General features: G+C 66.7%; 17 protein-coding genes. 14 read left to right on the forward strand and 3 right to left on the reverse strand.

Annotated features, from left to right (window positions below):
- Positions 1-302: 302 nt before the first annotated feature.
- Genes ACFQ58_RS08735 through ACFQ58_RS08775 form a run of 9 tightly spaced genes read left to right on the forward strand, consistent with a single transcriptional unit; the run spans position 303 to position 7,382 of the window.
- Positions 303-1,361, forward strand: coding sequence for an ArdC-like ssDNA-binding domain-containing protein (locus ACFQ58_RS08735; RefSeq protein ID WP_376950682.1), 1,059 nt, complete (start codon positions 303-305; stop codon positions 1,359-1,361).
- On the forward strand, positions 1,361-2,260 hold the full coding sequence (locus tag ACFQ58_RS08740; protein WP_376950683.1) for a bifunctional DNA primase/polymerase: 900 nt from the start codon (positions 1,361-1,363) through the stop codon (positions 2,258-2,260). The genes ACFQ58_RS08735 and ACFQ58_RS08740 overlap by 1 nt, the downstream gene beginning before the upstream one ends.
- 32 nt (positions 2,261-2,292) lie before the next feature.
- On the forward strand, positions 2,293-2,922 hold the full coding sequence (locus ACFQ58_RS08745; RefSeq protein WP_376950684.1) for a DUF2637 domain-containing protein: 630 nt from the start codon (positions 2,293-2,295) through the stop codon (positions 2,920-2,922).
- 34 nt (positions 2,923-2,956) lie between these two features.
- On the forward strand, positions 2,957-3,316 hold the full coding sequence (locus tag ACFQ58_RS08750) for a hypothetical protein (RefSeq protein WP_376950685.1): 360 nt from the start codon (positions 2,957-2,959) through the stop codon (positions 3,314-3,316).
- A gap of 56 nt (positions 3,317-3,372) precedes the next feature.
- Positions 3,373-4,200, forward strand: coding sequence for a hypothetical protein (locus ACFQ58_RS08755; RefSeq protein WP_376950686.1), 828 nt, complete (start codon positions 3,373-3,375; stop codon positions 4,198-4,200).
- Positions 4,197-5,285 carry a ParB N-terminal domain-containing protein gene (locus ACFQ58_RS08760; RefSeq protein WP_376950687.1) on the forward strand — a complete coding sequence of 363 codons (1,089 nt, stop codon included), beginning with the start codon at positions 4,197-4,199 and terminating at the stop codon, positions 5,283-5,285. The genes ACFQ58_RS08755 and ACFQ58_RS08760 overlap by 4 nt, the downstream gene beginning before the upstream one ends.
- Positions 5,285-5,938 carry a hypothetical protein gene (locus tag ACFQ58_RS08765; RefSeq protein WP_376950689.1) on the forward strand — a complete coding sequence of 218 codons (654 nt, stop codon included), beginning with the start codon at positions 5,285-5,287 and terminating at the stop codon, positions 5,936-5,938. The genes ACFQ58_RS08760 and ACFQ58_RS08765 overlap by 1 nt, the downstream gene beginning before the upstream one ends.
- A 9-nt stretch (positions 5,939-5,947) precedes the next feature.
- Complete coding sequence (locus tag ACFQ58_RS08770) at positions 5,948-7,114, forward strand: M23 family metallopeptidase (protein WP_376950690.1); 1,167 nt, start codon at positions 5,948-5,950, stop codon at positions 7,112-7,114.
- 1 nt (position 7,115) lies between these two features.
- Positions 7,116-7,382 (forward strand): DUF6112 family protein, encoded by a 267-nt coding sequence (locus ACFQ58_RS08775; protein ID WP_376950691.1) that lies wholly within the window; start codon positions 7,116-7,118, stop codon positions 7,380-7,382.
- A gap of 109 nt (positions 7,383-7,491) precedes the next feature.
- On the opposite strand, the gene ACFQ58_RS08780 is transcribed toward ACFQ58_RS08775, so the two are convergent.
- A complete protein-coding gene (locus ACFQ58_RS08780; RefSeq protein ID WP_376950692.1) occupies positions 7,492-8,328 on the reverse strand; it encodes a hypothetical protein in 837 nt (278 codons plus the stop codon).
- A gap of 548 nt (positions 8,329-8,876) precedes the next feature.
- Positions 8,877-9,068 (reverse strand): hypothetical protein, encoded by a 192-nt coding sequence (locus ACFQ58_RS08785; protein ID WP_376950693.1) that lies wholly within the window; start codon positions 9,066-9,068, stop codon positions 8,877-8,879.
- 236 nt (positions 9,069-9,304) lie between these two features.
- Here ACFQ58_RS08785 and ACFQ58_RS08790 point away from each other — a divergent pair, with 236 nt between their 5' ends.
- The gene (locus tag ACFQ58_RS08790; protein ID WP_376950694.1) at positions 9,305-10,129 is read left to right on the forward strand and encodes a DUF4062 domain-containing protein; all 825 of its coding nucleotides are present in this window, start codon (positions 9,305-9,307) and stop codon (positions 10,127-10,129) included.
- A 171-nt stretch (positions 10,130-10,300) separates the two neighbouring features.
- A complete protein-coding gene (locus tag ACFQ58_RS08795) occupies positions 10,301-10,909 on the forward strand; it encodes a hypothetical protein (RefSeq protein ID WP_376950695.1) in 609 nt (202 codons plus the stop codon).
- Positions 10,910-10,985: 76 nt separating this feature from the next.
- Here ACFQ58_RS08795 and ACFQ58_RS08800 read toward each other — a convergent pair whose 3' ends face one another.
- Positions 10,986-12,419: a hypothetical protein gene (locus ACFQ58_RS08800; protein WP_376950696.1), complete on the reverse strand. Its 1,434-nt coding sequence runs from the start codon at positions 12,417-12,419 to the stop codon at positions 10,986-10,988.
- Positions 12,420-12,654: 235 nt separating this feature from the next.
- Between ACFQ58_RS08800 and ACFQ58_RS08805 the strand changes: the two genes are divergently transcribed.
- The 3 genes from ACFQ58_RS08805 to ACFQ58_RS08815 are packed head-to-tail and all read left to right on the forward strand — an operon-like array spanning position 12,655 to position 15,839.
- Positions 12,655-12,924, forward strand: coding sequence for a DUF6112 family protein (locus ACFQ58_RS08805; protein ID WP_336570201.1), 270 nt, complete (start codon positions 12,655-12,657; stop codon positions 12,922-12,924).
- A 30-nt stretch (positions 12,925-12,954) separates the two neighbouring features.
- On the forward strand, positions 12,955-14,376 hold the full coding sequence (locus tag ACFQ58_RS08810) for a conjugal transfer protein TrbL (RefSeq protein ID WP_376950697.1): 1,422 nt from the start codon (positions 12,955-12,957) through the stop codon (positions 14,374-14,376).
- Positions 14,377-14,378: 2 nt separating this feature from the next.
- The gene (locus ACFQ58_RS08815; protein ID WP_376950698.1) at positions 14,379-15,839 is read left to right on the forward strand and encodes an SCO6880 family protein; all 1,461 of its coding nucleotides are present in this window, start codon (positions 14,379-14,381) and stop codon (positions 15,837-15,839) included.
- Positions 15,840-15,853: the final 14 nt, after the last annotated feature.

Here is a 15,853-nt window from a genome sequence, read left to right on the forward strand (position 1 = left end):
CCGCTCGGGTCAGGCGAGGCATCGTCATCTCGATCCCATTTCCGGGTCCGAGTTGGGCATGCTCAATCTACGCCTTGAGCATGCTCAACACAAGGATTGCACATGCTCAAATGTGGTGATAGGAACGGATCGAGTGAACTGTTTGAGCATGCTCAATTGAGCACCGTCGACGAGCCCATCCACGCCGAGCGCGACACGGCGCCCGGCACGTTCCCGTCATGCCTGGAGCCATCCATGACGAATGCGCACACCTATGCGTCAGCCGCGCCGAACCGGCGCGGCCCGCTCGGAAGGTGAACGACGTGTCGACGAAGCCGGTACCGCATCAAGGCTGGGATACGAAGCTCGACGAGATCCACAAGGACCTCGTCGCATCCGTCGAGTCGCTCGTCTCCGGTGAGAAGTGGAAGCGTGCACTCGAGTTCGCCGCCCGCTTCCGCACGCGCTCGTTCAACAACACGATGCTCATCTGCTGGCAGCACGAAGCGGCCTACCGTCGTGGCAGGGTGCCCGAGCCGTTCCCGACTCAGGTCGCCGGGTTCAAGCAGTGGCAGGCCCTCGGGCGCCGCGTGCTCGCGGGCCAAGCCGGATACATGATCCTCGCCCCGAGGACCGCGCGCTTCTCCACGCCGGAGCCCACTGATCCGGGCTCATGGCGACGCCTCGAACGTGGGGAACGTCCTCGCCCAGGCGAGGTCGTCCGCCCTCGGATGATCGGAGTGCGTCCCGCGTACGTGTGGGATGTCTCGCAGACCGACGGCGCCCCACTTCCGTCGCTCCCGATGCCGCATCTGCTCAGCGGCGAGGCACCGGTCGGCCTCTGGGACGGGCTCGCCGATGTCGTGCGGGCCGAGGGCTACCGCCTGACGGCGGCGGACGGCTCGCTCCTCGGCGGCGCGAACGGCGTGACCGACTTCGGCTCACGCGTCGTGCAGGTCCGGTCCGACATGGATGCCGCGGCGCAGGTCAAGACGCTCGCGCACGAGTTGGCTCACATCCGACTCCATGACCCGACGACGGATGCTGCGATCCATCGGGGTATCGGCGAGGTCGAGGCGGAGTCCGTGGCCCTCATCATCGGCGCCGCGCATGGCATGGACACGAGCAGCTACACCATTCCGTACGTCTCGACGTGGGCGACCTCGGTGAAGGAAAGGACGCCGGTCGAGGTCGTCCAGGAGGCGGGCGAGCGCGTGCGCCGCGCCGCCGTCGCCATCCTCAATCTGCTTCCGACCTCACAGGTCGGCGCAGGCGCTTCGCCAGGGCTCGACCGGTCGAAGATTACAAGGAACGCCGTTCCTACGGCTCTCGCATCGCTCCCCAACGGCGAAAGCCATCGAGTCGACGCGAGGAGCCTGTGATGGCCATCTCGGATGTGCTCCTCTCGACGGGACGGATGCCGGCGCGCGACGCGGCCCTCGGCTTCACCCGGGCCGGCATCCCGGTCTTTCCATGCGTCCCCGGCGGCAAGGTGCCGTTGACCCGAGCAGGCTTCCACGACGCGAGTCGGGACGACGAGCAGGTGGTCGCGTGGTGGACACGCTGGCCGAACGCGAACCTCGGGGTACCGACTGGCAATGCCTCGGGCATCGATGTCGTCGACGTCGATGTCGCGGGTGAGACATCCGGATTCACCGCATTCGAGAGGGCCGCCCGCGCGGGCCTCGTCGACGGCGAGCTCGCGCGGGTGCGCACCCCGTCCGGCGGACTTCACGTCTACTACCCAACGTCGCCTTCTCGCCCGCAGCGGTGCTGGCAGGCTGCGGCCGCACACATCGACTTCCGCGGCACTGGTGGATACGTTCTCGTTCCGCCGTCCATCGTGGCCAACGGGGACGGAGCCGCGGGGTATCGGCTCTTCGCGCTGTCGTCGTCGGATGCCCGACCGATCGATGCCGAGTCGCTTCGGAACTTCATCGATCCGCGACCCGTCCGCGAGCCGATGAGCAGTGCGACGGGCTCCTCTCCGGATCCCGCCCGGCTCGCGGGATGGGTCGGCCGGCTGCGGCAGGGCGAGCGGAACCATGGCTTGTTCTGGGCGGCCTGCCGTCTCGCCGAAGCGGGGTATGCATCGTCGGATGTCGAGGCGGCACTCGCGCCAGCCGCGGCCGGAATCGGTCTGCCCGCACGGGAGATCGCCACCACGATCCGCTCTGCGGTCCGCCAGGCGAGAGGCGATCCACCTCGACCCGTGCATGGCGTCTGGGGTTCGACGCCGACCCGCCGCTGCCATGGAGGCGAAACCCCATGCCTGCCGTGACTCGCTCCGGCGTCAACGGCGTACGGATCGCGATGCTAACCGCGATCATCGGCACCGTCTTCATCGCCGCCGGCGCCTTCTGGCTCTCGTTCACCTCCCTCAGCGACCTCGCACGCCGTTCCGGGCTCGACTCGGCCCAAGCGTGGGTCTGGCCGCTGATCGTCGACGGCATCATCGTCGTCGCGACCGTGGCCGCCGTCGCCCTCGCCCGGACTCGCGTCGCCTGGTATCCGTGGGCGCTGCTCATCGCGGGCGCGGCGATCTCGGTCACGGCGAACGCGATACACGCGATCGTCGCCGAAGCTACCGACGTGCCGCTCGTGCTCGCGGCGGCCGTCTCAGCCGTGCCACCGCTCGTGCTGCTCTCGATCACGCACCTCACGTCGGTGCTCATGCGTCACCAGGTCGCGCGCAGCGTCGCGCCGAGTCTTGAAGCGGATGCCGCTGAGGCGAGCACCTCCCAGGCCACGTCGATAGAACTCGAGACCACCGTTCCAAGGCGCACGGATGCCTCGTCGCTCCGGGCGCTCGGATGGTCGAACTCTGCCATCGCCAAGCAGCTCGGTGTTCACCCCTCGACCGTCGGGCGTTGGCTCCGTGAGCGCGTCGTCACACCTGCTGTGCAGGCCAACACGGTGAGGGAGGGCACGAGCGATGGATGAGGACGACTTCGAGAAGACGCGCGCCGCTGCATCCGTGGGATACGAGGTCGCGGAGGCGCATGCGATCGATCGATCTGGGGAGCGCTCGGCGTTCGCTCGCTCGTCGACCATCGCGAGACCCCACGATCGCCTCCGGGGCGACCTCCTCGGCGGCGCCCCTGGGCAGCCCGGAATCATCTGGGTCCGCGCCTCGGACCTGCTGAACAGCGGCACCGGTCGAGTCGCCGGCCGCGGCCTCGATCTGGAGGCGGAGCTGGCGCGGCGCATGCGGCGAACAGCCGGTACCACCCGGCGTGCGATCCGCGAACGCGCTGACCGGCTTTCGCCCCTCTCCGCGTTCGGTCAATCGCGGATCCGCCCCAACTCCATCCGGCACGACCTCGGACGGCACTGATCATGCGCAACGTGGTGACCGCGGACACGCACATCACCGTGTCGGGAGGTGCCGGAATGGACGAGCGAACTGACGACGATTCTCGTCGGGATGCATTCCGCGGCTCCGAAGGCCTTCGCATCGTGCTCGAGCGGCTCCAATCCGACGGCGGTGCCGGATGGCGCACCGACACCGAGGCCGCAGAGCTAATGCGGTACGCCGCAGACCGGTACGCCGCGCTCGCGCGCAAGCACGGCCTGGACCCGTGGGAGGCCGCCGCCGCGGCGTTCGACGCCATGCGAGCGCCCGCTACGTTGCGAGCGGATGACCCGTGGGCGGTCGTCACGCGAGCCGTGCAGGTCACCTGCATCGCCGAGGAGCGCGCCCAGGGCTTGCTCTGCTCGGTGCACCAAGCGCGTCGCCCCCGACTCTCCGGCTACCACGACGCCGAGCGATTCAGCGATCGCGAGCATGCTCTCCCCGACTATCACCCGGCGTTCTGGACCGACCCGGTCGACATCGCTCCTGATCACGCTCCTCCGGGAGTCGAGTCGGCGGTCGAAGACGCGATCTCGCTTTTCACGCTGCTCGGCTGGCCGCCCGATCGCGCCCGCGGCGGCATCGAGTACATCTGCGGCCGCCTGGCGGATGCCCCGTCACGCGCCTCCGCATACGAGTCGCTCCGTCGCGACTACGCCGCGCGGGCTCTGCTCGATGTCCCGAAGGGGGCGTGGCTCTGCATGCTGCGTGCGGTGTTGGGATGCGCGGATCCGTCGCAGGCATATACGGCCGCCGGCCGCGGCATCCTGCTTCGCCTGCTGGTCGGCGAGCCGCTGCGCTCGCTGTTCGGCGACGACGACCTGATCTCCGAGATCGTGGTCAACCTTCCCGGGGCACGGGTATGACGAGCAGCGCCGGCCACATCGAACTGGAGCGCTCGATCGACTCCATCCGCATCGGCGCGCGGCATCGCGTCGACCTCGGGGACGTCGATGCGCTCGCGACATCCATCGAACGGCAGGGTCTGCTGCAGCCGATCACGGTCACGCCAGAAGGGGTCCTCGTCTGCGGTGCTCGTCGGCTCGCGGCGCTGCGGCAGCTCGGCGTGCGCAAGCTCAACGTCTGGGTTCGGTCCGGCATCTCCGATCGGCTCACGGAGCTGCTCGCCGAGCAGGATGACAACCTCCTGCATAAGCCGCTGACCGCGACCGAGGCGGCAACCCTCTACCGGGAGCTGAAGGTACTGCTCGCCGAGGAGGCCGCGCGACGGCAGGAAGCGTCGCGCTTTCACGCCCGCGCCGACGAGTCGAGAGCGGATTGTGCCGCCGAATCGGCGGCACCATCGGCAAGAGGTGACGGCGACGCCCGCTCGCAGGCGGCACGGGTCGTGACCGGCCAACGCGCGTACTCGCGGCTCGAGGAGATCAACGACCTACAGCGCGTTGCGCGGGACCGCGACCTCGACGCCGAGATCCGAGCGCAAGCACTGAAGGAACTCGACGCCATCGACCGCGGCGGTCCCGTCCACCCGGCACATCAGCGGATCCGCGCACGACTCTCACTCGCCGAACTCGAGGTGATCGCATCGGACGTCTCGCAGCCGGACGGCGTTCGCCGAACCTCATCACGTGGCGTCGCCCAGCTGCGGGCGGTCGAGCAGTCCGCGAGCGCCGGCGAGCTCGAGCAACTCGCCCGCGAAGCGCTCGCCCGAGTGAAGGGCGGCACCGGTTCCGGTGACGCGCCCCTCCACAGGCCGACGTCGCCTGTGGAGAACTCTGAGCCCGTGCTGCCGGTTCGAGCGTTCGTGTTCCAGTGGAACGACTTGCGCGACTGGTGGAAGCGATACGACGTCGAGGAGCTCGCTGAAGCGCTCACGGACGAGCAGTGGGACCAGTTCGAGACCACGCTCGCGGGGACGAACGCGTTCGCCGAGGCGCTCCGGTCGCTGAGAACGCGCTCGCGCCAGCCCGCGGCCTTGAGGAGCCGGTGATGTTCGCCCTGCATCGACGCCGGGTGACCATCGCGGCATCCGTCGGCGCGGGTCTGCTGCTCGTGCTGGTGGCGGTGGGAGTCGTCGGGCTGGTGCGCGGCGCGGAACCAGCCGCAGAACCGGAGCGAGTGGCCCACGAGTCATCCGCTCCTGCGAGCAGCCCGACGCCAGTGGTGCGGCCGCGGCCGATCGCGGACACGACGGATCCGAAGCGATTCGCCCGAGCGGTCACCCGGGCGCTGTTCTCCTGGGACAGCAGGTACCCCGGCGGTGTCTCCGAATGGGCGCAGGTCGTGGTCGATGTTGCCGACGCTGACGAGGCATCCGCCGTCGCCGCTGATGTTCGCGAGTATCTGCCGAGTCCGGAGTACTGGGCGCGGCTCGCCGACTACGGCACTCGTCAGTGGATTGACGTCGAGTCGGTCGTCGTGCCCAACACCTGGTCGACGGCGCTGGCGCAGGCTGCACCCGGGCAGATCCCCGCGGATGCCACGGCATTCACAATCGTCGGTGTGAGCAGACGGGCAGGAACATGGGGCGACGAGGAGATGCGAACGAAGCGACGAGTCGCCTTCACGTTGTTCGTCGCCTGTCCATCGAGTGACCCCTGCGTTCTCCTCCGACTCTCCCGGCTCGATTCCCCGCTGGACTGAGGACCAGCGATGAAGAAGCTCATCGGGCTCGTGCTGCTCCTCGTGTTCGTCGCACCTCCGGCTTCGCTCGTCAGCGTGGCGGCGCTCGTGAACCCCGCCGCGATCTCCTGCGGGTCAGGATCGCTGCTCCTTGGCTCCATCCCCGACTCGCTGACCGCGAAGACTCGCGACGGCCAGACGATCACGCTGAATCGCCGACAACTCGAGCACGCCGCGACGATCATCACAATCGGGGGCAAGATCCCGGGGGTCGGCCGACCCGGCGCGCTCATCGCCCTGATGGCGGCGCTCACCGAATCCTCGCTGCGCATGCTCGCGAATCCGAGCGCCTACCCCGAATCGCTGGACTACCCCAATGACGGAGTCGGCTCGGATCACGACTCCCTGGGACTGTTCCAGATGCGCCCCGTGTCGGGCTGGGGCACCGTCGCCGAGCTCATGGACGCCGACTACCAGGCTCGGGCATTCTTCGGCGGACCCGGTGGCCCGAACGGTGGGTCGCCACGCGGGTTACTCGACATCTCAGGCTGGCAGCTGCTCGACGCCGGCGAGGCGGCGCAGGCCGTCGAGGTCAGCGCGTACCCCGATCGGTACCAGAACTACGAGCCCGTCGCCGAGGAGATCCTCACTGCGCTCACCCGCCCGCAGTCGACCTCCGCGAGCACCTCGGATGCGATCGTGCCCGAGACCTCTCGCGTCGTGTTTCCACTCCCCGCCGGCACCTACACCACGTCCGACAGCTTCGGTCCCCGGATCGATCCGTACACCGGAGAGCACCGGTTCCACGCCGGGAGCGATCTGCCTGCTACCGCCGGAACACCGATCCTCGCGATCGCCGACGGCATCGTCACGTTCGCCGGTGAGCGCGGTACCTACGGCGGGCTGATCATCCTCGAGCACACCATCGGCGGCGAACGCGTCGCCTCGTACTACGCCCACATGTACGACAACGGCATCCACGTCGCCGTGGGCGACAGCGTCGCTGCCGGCCAGCACATCGGCGACGTCGGCTCAGCCGGCAAGTCGACGGGACCGCATCTGCACCTCGAGATCCACCCCGGAGGAGCGAACGAGCCGGCCGTCGATGCGTTGGCGTGGCTTGCCGAACGCGGCGCGGCCGGCCTCGCAGGCGCCGAAGTCACGACGGCCGGATGCCGTCCAGGGAAGGCAGCGTGAGATGGACATCTTCCCCGACTTCGGAGCCGTCGGCGGCACAGCCGAACTCGAAAGCATCGCAGGCGCCCTGCTGACCTTCGTGCTCATCGTCGCGGTGCTCATGATGATCATCAGCGGCGTCACGTGGGCGGTCGCATCCGCCATCGGTCACTTCCAGACAGCCACTCGAGCGCGGATCGGGCTCTGGGTAGCGTGCGGAGCCGCGGCGCTCGCCGGTTCCGGTGTTGCCTGGGTCAATTTCCTGCTCGGTGTCGGGTCGGATCTCTAGATCGTCGGTCGTCGCTCGGGTTCTCGATGGATTCGATATACGCCCCGTCGACGGGCGAGTCTGCGGGACAGTCAAACGAATATCTACGCTGCGACCCGTCTCCGGCGGCTCATCGGTCGCGGCGGTCCAAGTTCGAAATGTACTCATTCACGAGCTCGTCGTCGGAGACACGTAAGTCCCCTAAGCGGTACGAGCGCCGCCGTCGGCGCTCGAACACGTGGGTGACGGCCACCATCAACCCCATGAATAGCAACGGAGCCCAGAGCGGAGCGAACGTCAACAACACGATGATCCCAGGCCCGACGGCCCCACTATTCGCAATCAGAACACTGATCACGCACGTTGACAGTGTAAGGACGATGCACAAGACGACCATGGCAGGCCCTGCGACGCGATCACGTTCCTGCCAGCGCAGCACCTGGGCCAGTGGAACGCGCCCTGCTTGGTGATGCTTAAGCAGGTCAGGAGCCTCCTTCAGGTTTGCGAGTGCCGCACGGTAGATCTGATTTCGTTCCTGGCGCTCCGCTTCCAGTCGTTGGCGTTCGCGCCCCGCTGCCTCTTCGGCTGCTCGTTCCTGTTCGCGCTGTTCCTGTTGGCGCTGTTCCTGTTCGCGCTGCCGTTCGCGCTGTTTCTGTTCGCGTTGTTCCCGTTCGCGCCGTTCCCGTTCACGCTGCTCCTGCGTGCGCTGTTCCCGTTCGCGCTGTTCCTGTTCGCGCTGTAGCTGCTCGCGCTGTTCCTGTTCGCGCTGTCGCTGCTCGCGCTGTTCCTGCTCGCGCCGCGCCCGTTCGGGTAGCCACAGCCGTTTCGGCTCATTGTGGTGGGGAGCCCCGGCGGGCTGTGAACCTCGTGCGCGACCTAGACGCTCCAGAGCTATGGAAAGACCCGCGCCCGGGGTACCGTGAATCAGATCTCCGGCATCCCGATTGCCCCAGACGCCGTCACCCACGCAAGATCGGTCAGCGTAGTCGAGACGCATCGCAAGTTGGCCGTCTATCGGCTTCGCATAGCACCTTGCGTCGTAGCGAGTCCGCCAGCTGTCTCGCTCGGTGATAAGCCATTTTGTGACGAACTGGAGGCCTCCATCCCTCGTAAGGACCCAGTAATAGTCCTCTTCGGTTTCCTCGAATCGGCTATTTCTTGTCTTCTCCATCCGAAAATACGTCTGGTGCAGCACCCAATGAGGCCCCACGGCTTCGACCGATCTCAGTCCGGCTTCGGAGCTCACGTGCTGGGACGTGGAATGTTGAGAGCTTGGTCCAACAATGGAGGGGACGGTAGGTGCCAGAGCGTGCGCCGCGACCCGAAGTGCCATCCGTTGGATTCGCGGAAGGTCGAGGTCAGCTGGGTCGTATGTCATCGGGATGCGCTGCCTTCCCCCGGCGGAACCAGTCGCACCGGGTCGCTGCAGTCCGGGATCGATGATCAGCGCCGGCGAGGCTCAGAGACATCGCCCCTCTGAGTCAACCCGTTACAGCCGGTTTGCGCCGATTGCGTTTACGGCTTACCTGACGTTGTGGGCTTGCCGGTGACATCCCCGCGACCTGGCTTGTTCCGCTCCTGCGCGATACCCTGCGCATCCGCGAGCTGGCTGGTGTTCGGCGCTGGAGCCGGCCCGCCGGTGACAATGCCGGCCACCGTGATGGCGGCTGCGAGGCCATTCTTAACGTTGTCCTGAGCGTTTCCCATGAGGGAATCCTCCCGAGAAGACCCGCGGCGTCGCTACCACCCGAACGGGTGCACTGGCTGGTGAGAACGACTGGGCGATTTACCACGCTAGCCTCGGCCTTCATCATTGAGATATCCCGGGACTCCCTTGTTGGCGTAAGAGTGCTCCTGATCTGGAGGACCTTCTTTCCTGACGCCATAGCAATTTGGGGCGTCAAGCGCTCGGCGAGGTCGTGACCGGCCGATAGGTTGAGGCAATGGTCTACTCGGCAACCGTCGTCCGCGTCATGATTGCGTCACCGTCGGATGTCGTCGACGCTCGGGACGCTGTAGAGCAGGCCCTTCATGGCTGGAACGACGCGCACTCAGAAGCCCAAGCGATAGCGCTTCAGCCGTGGCGGTGGGAAACCGCATCAGTGCCGGTCCTAGGGAATGCCCCACAGGCACTCATCAACGCGCAAGGACTCGACGAAGCAGACATTGTCATTGGGCTATTCGGTAGCCGCCTCGGGTCACCGACACCGGCGGCGGTATCCGGCACGGTTGAAGAAATCGAGCGCGCGGCTGCGGCGGGGAAGCCGGTTCACCTGTTCTTCTCGCTGGCCCCATTGCCGCCCGACGTCGACACACGCCAACTCGATGGGCTGCGAGAGTTCAAGCAGGCTATCCGTGAACGCGGCCTTTACGGCGAGTACCACAATCCGACCGAGCTCGGGGTCGAGGTGTGGAAGCTGATCGCACATGACCTGGCAACTCTTGTTCGCGCGCCTACCTCATCGGCGCCCGAACACGATCCTGTCAGCTTCCGCGTCCAATCCCACAGCGCAGGCAAGGACCACTGGATCGAGATCACGAACCGCAGCTCTTCGCACGACGCGGAGCAGGTAGTGGTTGAGCAGGAGGGCAATTGGGCCGGTCGGATACTCGCGACTTGGCACGGGAAAACCATCATTCACCCTGAACAGACGCGCACAGTGAAGGTTCTCTACTTCCTGGGTGGCGGCAGCGGCGACCCCCGAGCGATCCGGATCACGTGGCAATCGGAAGGCAGGGACCACTCGAAGGTCTTCTTCATCGACTGAGGGCGATCTCTCCACAGCGGCAACCTGCCCGATAGCGCTTCCCATGCCGATCTTTGGCCGGTCATCAAGAGAAACCAGTGAGCGGCAAGTGTGAGTGGTTGAGGTATCAACGCCGATCGACCGTTGGTACCGGGACTCACCGTTTGTCCATTGAGGGATACGCTCGGCGGCATGACTCTTGGCCCGTTTGCCGATGCTCTCACCGCGTCGGATTGGTTCGCCTTCCTCGGTGTCCTCGTCGCCGCGATTCTCGGTGTGCTCGTTGCGGTCTGGGGCCAATGGGTGGCGCGGCGCGCGGCGAATGTCGAGAGGTTCGATGCAGCACTCGCTGGCGTCATCGTGGCGCTGGGCAAGCGCGCGACTGAGCTTGACGAGTGGGCATCGCCGGCCGAGGTAGCCGTCGTGGGCAGCCTCGGGATGCGCGCTACGCGAGATGCGCGCTTCGGGGACGCTGGGGGCCCGGTCGACATCGAGTTGCAGACCGCTGTCGAGGCTGCTTGGCTCGTCGCCCCAGGACGAAAGGATCGCGAGTGCATGGATGCGCTATCCGCAGCGGTCTACAACTTCAAAGAGGGGACCGTGCAGTGGCAAATCGACTCCCTCGCGAGGCTCGCCGCTGACATTCGGGCGTGGCGAACAGGCACATTGTCGCCGAATCACTTTCGCTACGGGATGGAGACGTGGTCAGGTGCTGCCTTCGGCGTGGGTGCGCGCGCGAAGGAATCGGCAGTGGAGATCTTAGGGCCTGCAGCCTCTAAATCGGACAAGGCGCAACAATAGCGAATGCCAGGGCGGCATAGTCTTCCGATCCAGATCGCTGAAGGATCGTCCGTGCGCCGCCTGATGTGCGCGCTGCCTAATCCGTCAGCTTCTGAGCCTCTTCCTGCGGGGTGGAGACCCAGGTGCCATCGTCGTCATCGATCCGAACCTCGTTTGCTTCGAAGCGCTGTTGGAGCTGCCAGAGTTCAGACCCGCTCCGGTAGCGCTGCAGTAGTTCGTCGGCGGCGCCGGTGAGGCTTGCGGCGAGCAGTCGCACGACGAGTTCGTTGATCTCGCCGATCAGGGTCGTCTCGACATGGTCGGGGAAGGCTCCATTGTCAGCGTGCTTGACGCGCTTGTAGTTGTTGGAGATCGCGCGGGCCAGCCCAACCTGGCTGTGGATGTAGTCACCCCAAGCGATGCCGAGGTAATCGAGGCAGCGGAAGACATACGTTGCCATGGAGGGCCTTCCACGGCCGTAGGTGGCCTCCTCCCCGGGCCGCTCCCCGATGAGTTGCCCCGCTGCTTCGAGGGCCATCGAGGTTGACATCACTACGTCTTCAATGAAGCGATTGCGCCGACCGATCACCGCCACTGCCGGCAGGATGAAACGCTCCCACTCATCGTACCGTTCGGCCCACGAAGTAAGTCCTTCGATCCCCACCTCTTGAAGGACCAACATGGGTCGTCCGAGTTCCTGCTTCGTCGGCGTCGGTTGCGCGCGCTCACGAATCGTCCGGGCGCTGATCAGCTCAACGTACGGATGCTCGATCAGCGTCCCGCCCATGGTGCGCAAGGCGATGGTCTCGTCGCGCACCTGATGCTCGCGAAAGGACAGCGCAGTCCCGAACAAGAACACAAGCAGATTCATTACCTTGCGGTGCTCGACAAGATGGTGAAAGAACTCTCTCGGGCCCGCCCACTCCGATTCGAGCAGCACGTTGTCGTGGAGCTCGTGGATGCGTTCGTACCCGTCCTGTCTTGCCGCGAATCGCCAGGACGTCTGGATCCGCATCGTGGCTTCGCCTTGCTGCCACTCAATCGGCTCCGGACTCTTGACCGTGACCTCGAGCACGTTCGTTCGGCTCTCTTCGTCCCGGTGCGCTTCTGACTCCACTGCGGTCAGTCGTGTCCAGTGGTTCAGTCCGTCAGCGCGACTGCGACAGGACTTGACGGTGAGCGGCTCGGAGAGCGACACTTCGCGATCATGCAGCAGCGCCTCGTCGGGGGCGATTCGTCCACTTCCGATGCTCGACCCTGCCGCGCTGGAATGGCCCCGCCAACGACAGCCATAGAACGTGGCTGCGCCCTCCCTCGTCCGTAGGAGCATGTTCGTCGGCGGAGTTCGCTGCCGAAACCACTCGTCCACGTGAGCGAATTGTTGGACCGCGTAGCCCGGGAGATACGGAACCTCAATCTCGACACCCATATCGGTGAGCCGTAGCGTGGCGCCAACGTAGGGGGTGTCTTCGACCCCGTCGACCAGGAGACCGGCGAAGCTGTCGCCGAAGTCAAGCTTCTCGATACTCATTCGCATACTCCGTTCGTCCCGCCGCCCAGGCGAGCAGGGCAACCACATGATGGAGCTCTGCGCTCGCGGGCAGTGCGACACTATCGGCGCGCACCGACCATAACGGTCATCAAAGAACGCCCGCTGACGAATCCACACACGACGACCGGCATTAGCCGATGGCTACCGTTTCGCACAACCGTGATACTCAAGGCGCACCTCTCTCTCGAATCCATCCAGGCGAGAGGGAGCTCAAGTGATCGACATCGACCCGAACGGCACGGGCCTTCCCGGCATCGACCAGCTGCGCATCATCGTCGGCGCCGTGATGACGGTCGGGCTGATCCTGAGCGTGCTCGCACTATTGGTCTCCGCGATCGTGTGGGGCTTCGGCTCCAACTCGTCGAACCCCCACCTCGCGTCGCGTGGCAAGCTCGGTGTCCTGGTGGCGTGCGGTGCGGCAATCATCTGCGGTGGGGCAGTAACGCTCATCAACTTCTTCTGGAACGTCGGCCAGGCCGTCTGATCCACGGCGCACGATCGCGATGGAGCGCCGATGAGTGTCTGCGACATCCCGGTGATCGCCGAGGTCTGCAACTCGGTGGGCGAGGGCACCGCGTCGCTGATCGCGGCACCGTTCGACTGGCTCGCGCATGCGATGGGCTCGGCGGCCGCGTGGCTGTTCGAGGCGGTCTGGGACGCGTTCGACACGACGACGCTGGTCGACCTCACCGATCCCGGCTACATCGCCGTCTTCAACGTGCTGTTCGGTGTCGCGGTGCTCCTCGCTCTGATCTTCTTCTGCCTGCAGCTCATCACAGGCCTCGTTCGACGTGACGCGGGGGCGCTATGGCGGGCAGTGCTCGGCCTCGCGAAGGCGGTGCTCGGATCCTTCATCATCGTGACGATCACGGGCCTCCTGCTCGAAATCACCGATCAGCTGACGATCGGGATCGTGCAGGCCAGCGGCAACACCATGGAAGGCATGGGCGATCGCATCGCCCTGCTCGCGTCCGGGCTCGCGGCGATCAACATCGGCGCCCCCGGCGTCGGTGCGATCGTCACGATCTTCTTGTCCGCGCTCGCGATCAGTGCGGCCGCGATCGTGTGGTTCTCGCTGCTGATCCGCAAGGCGCTGCTGCTCGTCGCGATCGTGTTCGGGCCGGTTGCGCTGGCGGGTGCGACGTGGGATGCCGCGAAGGGATGGTTCTCGAAATGGGTGGCGTTCGTGATCGCGTTGATCCTGTCGAAGCTCGTGCTCGTCGTGATCTTCCTTGTCGCGGTCGCTCAGGTTTCTGCGCCGATCGATGCCGACCTGGCTTCCATCAGCGATCCGATCGCCGGGATCGTGCTCATGTTCATCGCCGCGTTCGCGCCCTACATTACGTACAAGTTCCTGAACTTCGTCGGCCTCGACATGTACCACGCGATGTCGAGCGAGCAGGAGGCGAAGTCCGCGCTGAACCGTCCGGTGCCTGTGCCCAACGGACCCATGTCCGACAGCGCGAAGAAGATCCTCGGCCCCGACACCGACAGCGGCTCCGCCTCACCAAGTCGAGCGAGTCATCCCGGTGCTCGAGTGAGCACCGGTGGCGGCGCCACCGGAGGCCGACCGTCCGGCGGCGTTAGGCCCTCAGGCGCTTCGGGTCCCGGTCCCACGACGAGCGGCGCTGCCGCACAAGGCGGAACGACCGGCGGGGCATCCAGCACTGCAGGCGCTGGAGCAGCGGCCGGCGGCATCGGCGCCGGCATCACGGCCGGCGCCGCCGTCGCGGCATCGGCAGCGAACGCCGGCCCGACAGCCGGGCGCGCCGTCGGCGGCGCCGCAGACACGCACACGGCATCGGCCGGCGACACGGCGGCATCCGCCCCGCCGACCGCGCCCCCAGCCGTACTCGGACCGTCGACACCGAAGCCCCGCCCACCATGGCCGGATGCTGCCTCTGAGGCGGCCGGCCGAGCACGAAAGGACGTCTAGCCATGGACTCCGACACGAGCGCCGCCTACCAGCTCGCCCCGGTCCAGTTCTCAAGGCTCACGCGCCGAGGCATCCTGCTCGGTCTCTCGCTCCCCCAACTCATCGCCCTCGCGATCGCCGTGCTCACCGTCGTCATCTCGCTGTACTTGGCCGGCGCATCGGGCATCGCATGGACGAGCCCCATCTGGGCGACCGCGGCAGCCATCGCTGCCATCCCCATCGGCGGACGGAAGATCGTCGAGTGGGTGCCGATCCTCAGCCGCTGGCTGTGGCGCGCCGCGCACGGACAGCTCACCTATCGACGCCGCATCGTCAAGCCCCGGCCGGCCGGCACGCTCGCGCTCCCCGGCGACGCGGCCCCGCTGCGCGAATGGAACGACCCCGAGTCGGGCGCGGTCATGATCCACGATCCGCACACGCAGACCCTCACCGCGGTCGTCGCGGTGTCCCATCCGGCGTTCGCGCTCCTCGACCCCGGCGAGCAGCATCGGCGCGTCGCCGGATGGGGCCGCGTGCTCGCCGGCGCATGCCGATCCGGTCGCATCGCACGCCTCCAGGTGACCGAGCGCACGCTGCCCGACTCGGGCACCGGGCTCGCGGAGTGGTGGGAGCGGCACGGCATCGAAGACGACAGCTGGGCGTCTTCCACGTACCGCGACCTCATCGAGCGTGCCGGACCTGCCGGGGAGCGTCACGCCACCACGATCAGTCTCTCCCTCGATCTCAGAGCTGCCTCGCGCCAGGTCCGTACGTCGGGCGGTGGGATGCGAGGCGCAGCGACGGTGCTCCGTCAGGAGATGACCGCGCTGACCGGCGCGCTTCGGGCGGCCGATCTGATCGTGGGCGGATGGCTCGCCGCCGACGAGCTCGCAAGCATCCTGCGCACCGCCTACGACCCCGCAGTTGGCGTCGAGCTCGACCGCCATCCCACAGTCGGCCGAGTACTGGACGCGGCTGGCCCGGTCGCCGTGGCGGAGAGCTGGGATCGGCTCCGCTCCGACAGCGCGTTCCACGCCGTGCTCTGGATCAGCGAGTGGCCACGATCGCAGGTCTACCCCGGGTTCCTCTCGCCCCTCGTGTTCACGACCGGCGTCCTCCGAACCGTCTCGCTGCACTACCTCCCGGTCCGTGCCGACCAGGCAGCGAGGGACCTCCGCAAGAAGAAGACCGAGCTCATCAGCGATGCACACCAGCGTCGCCGGATCGGGCAGATCGAGGATGCCGGCTCGAGCGCCGAGTACGCGGACGTGCTGCAGCAGGAAGCCGATCTCACCGCGGGCCACGGCGTACTGCGCACGACCGGTCTGATTTGCGTCACCGCACCGACGATCGGCGACCTCGACGCCGCGGTGTCGACAATCGAGCAGGCCGCAATCCAGGCATCCTGCGAAGTCCGACGCCTCGTCGGACAACAGGCGCAGGCATTCACCGCTGCCGCGCTCCCCCTCTCCCGAAGCGTGTGAGCCCGAGCACACCT

The organism is Agromyces sp. NPDC056523, assembly GCF_042794545.1.
Classification (GTDB): domain Bacteria; phylum Actinomycetota; class Actinomycetes; order Actinomycetales; family Microbacteriaceae; genus Agromyces.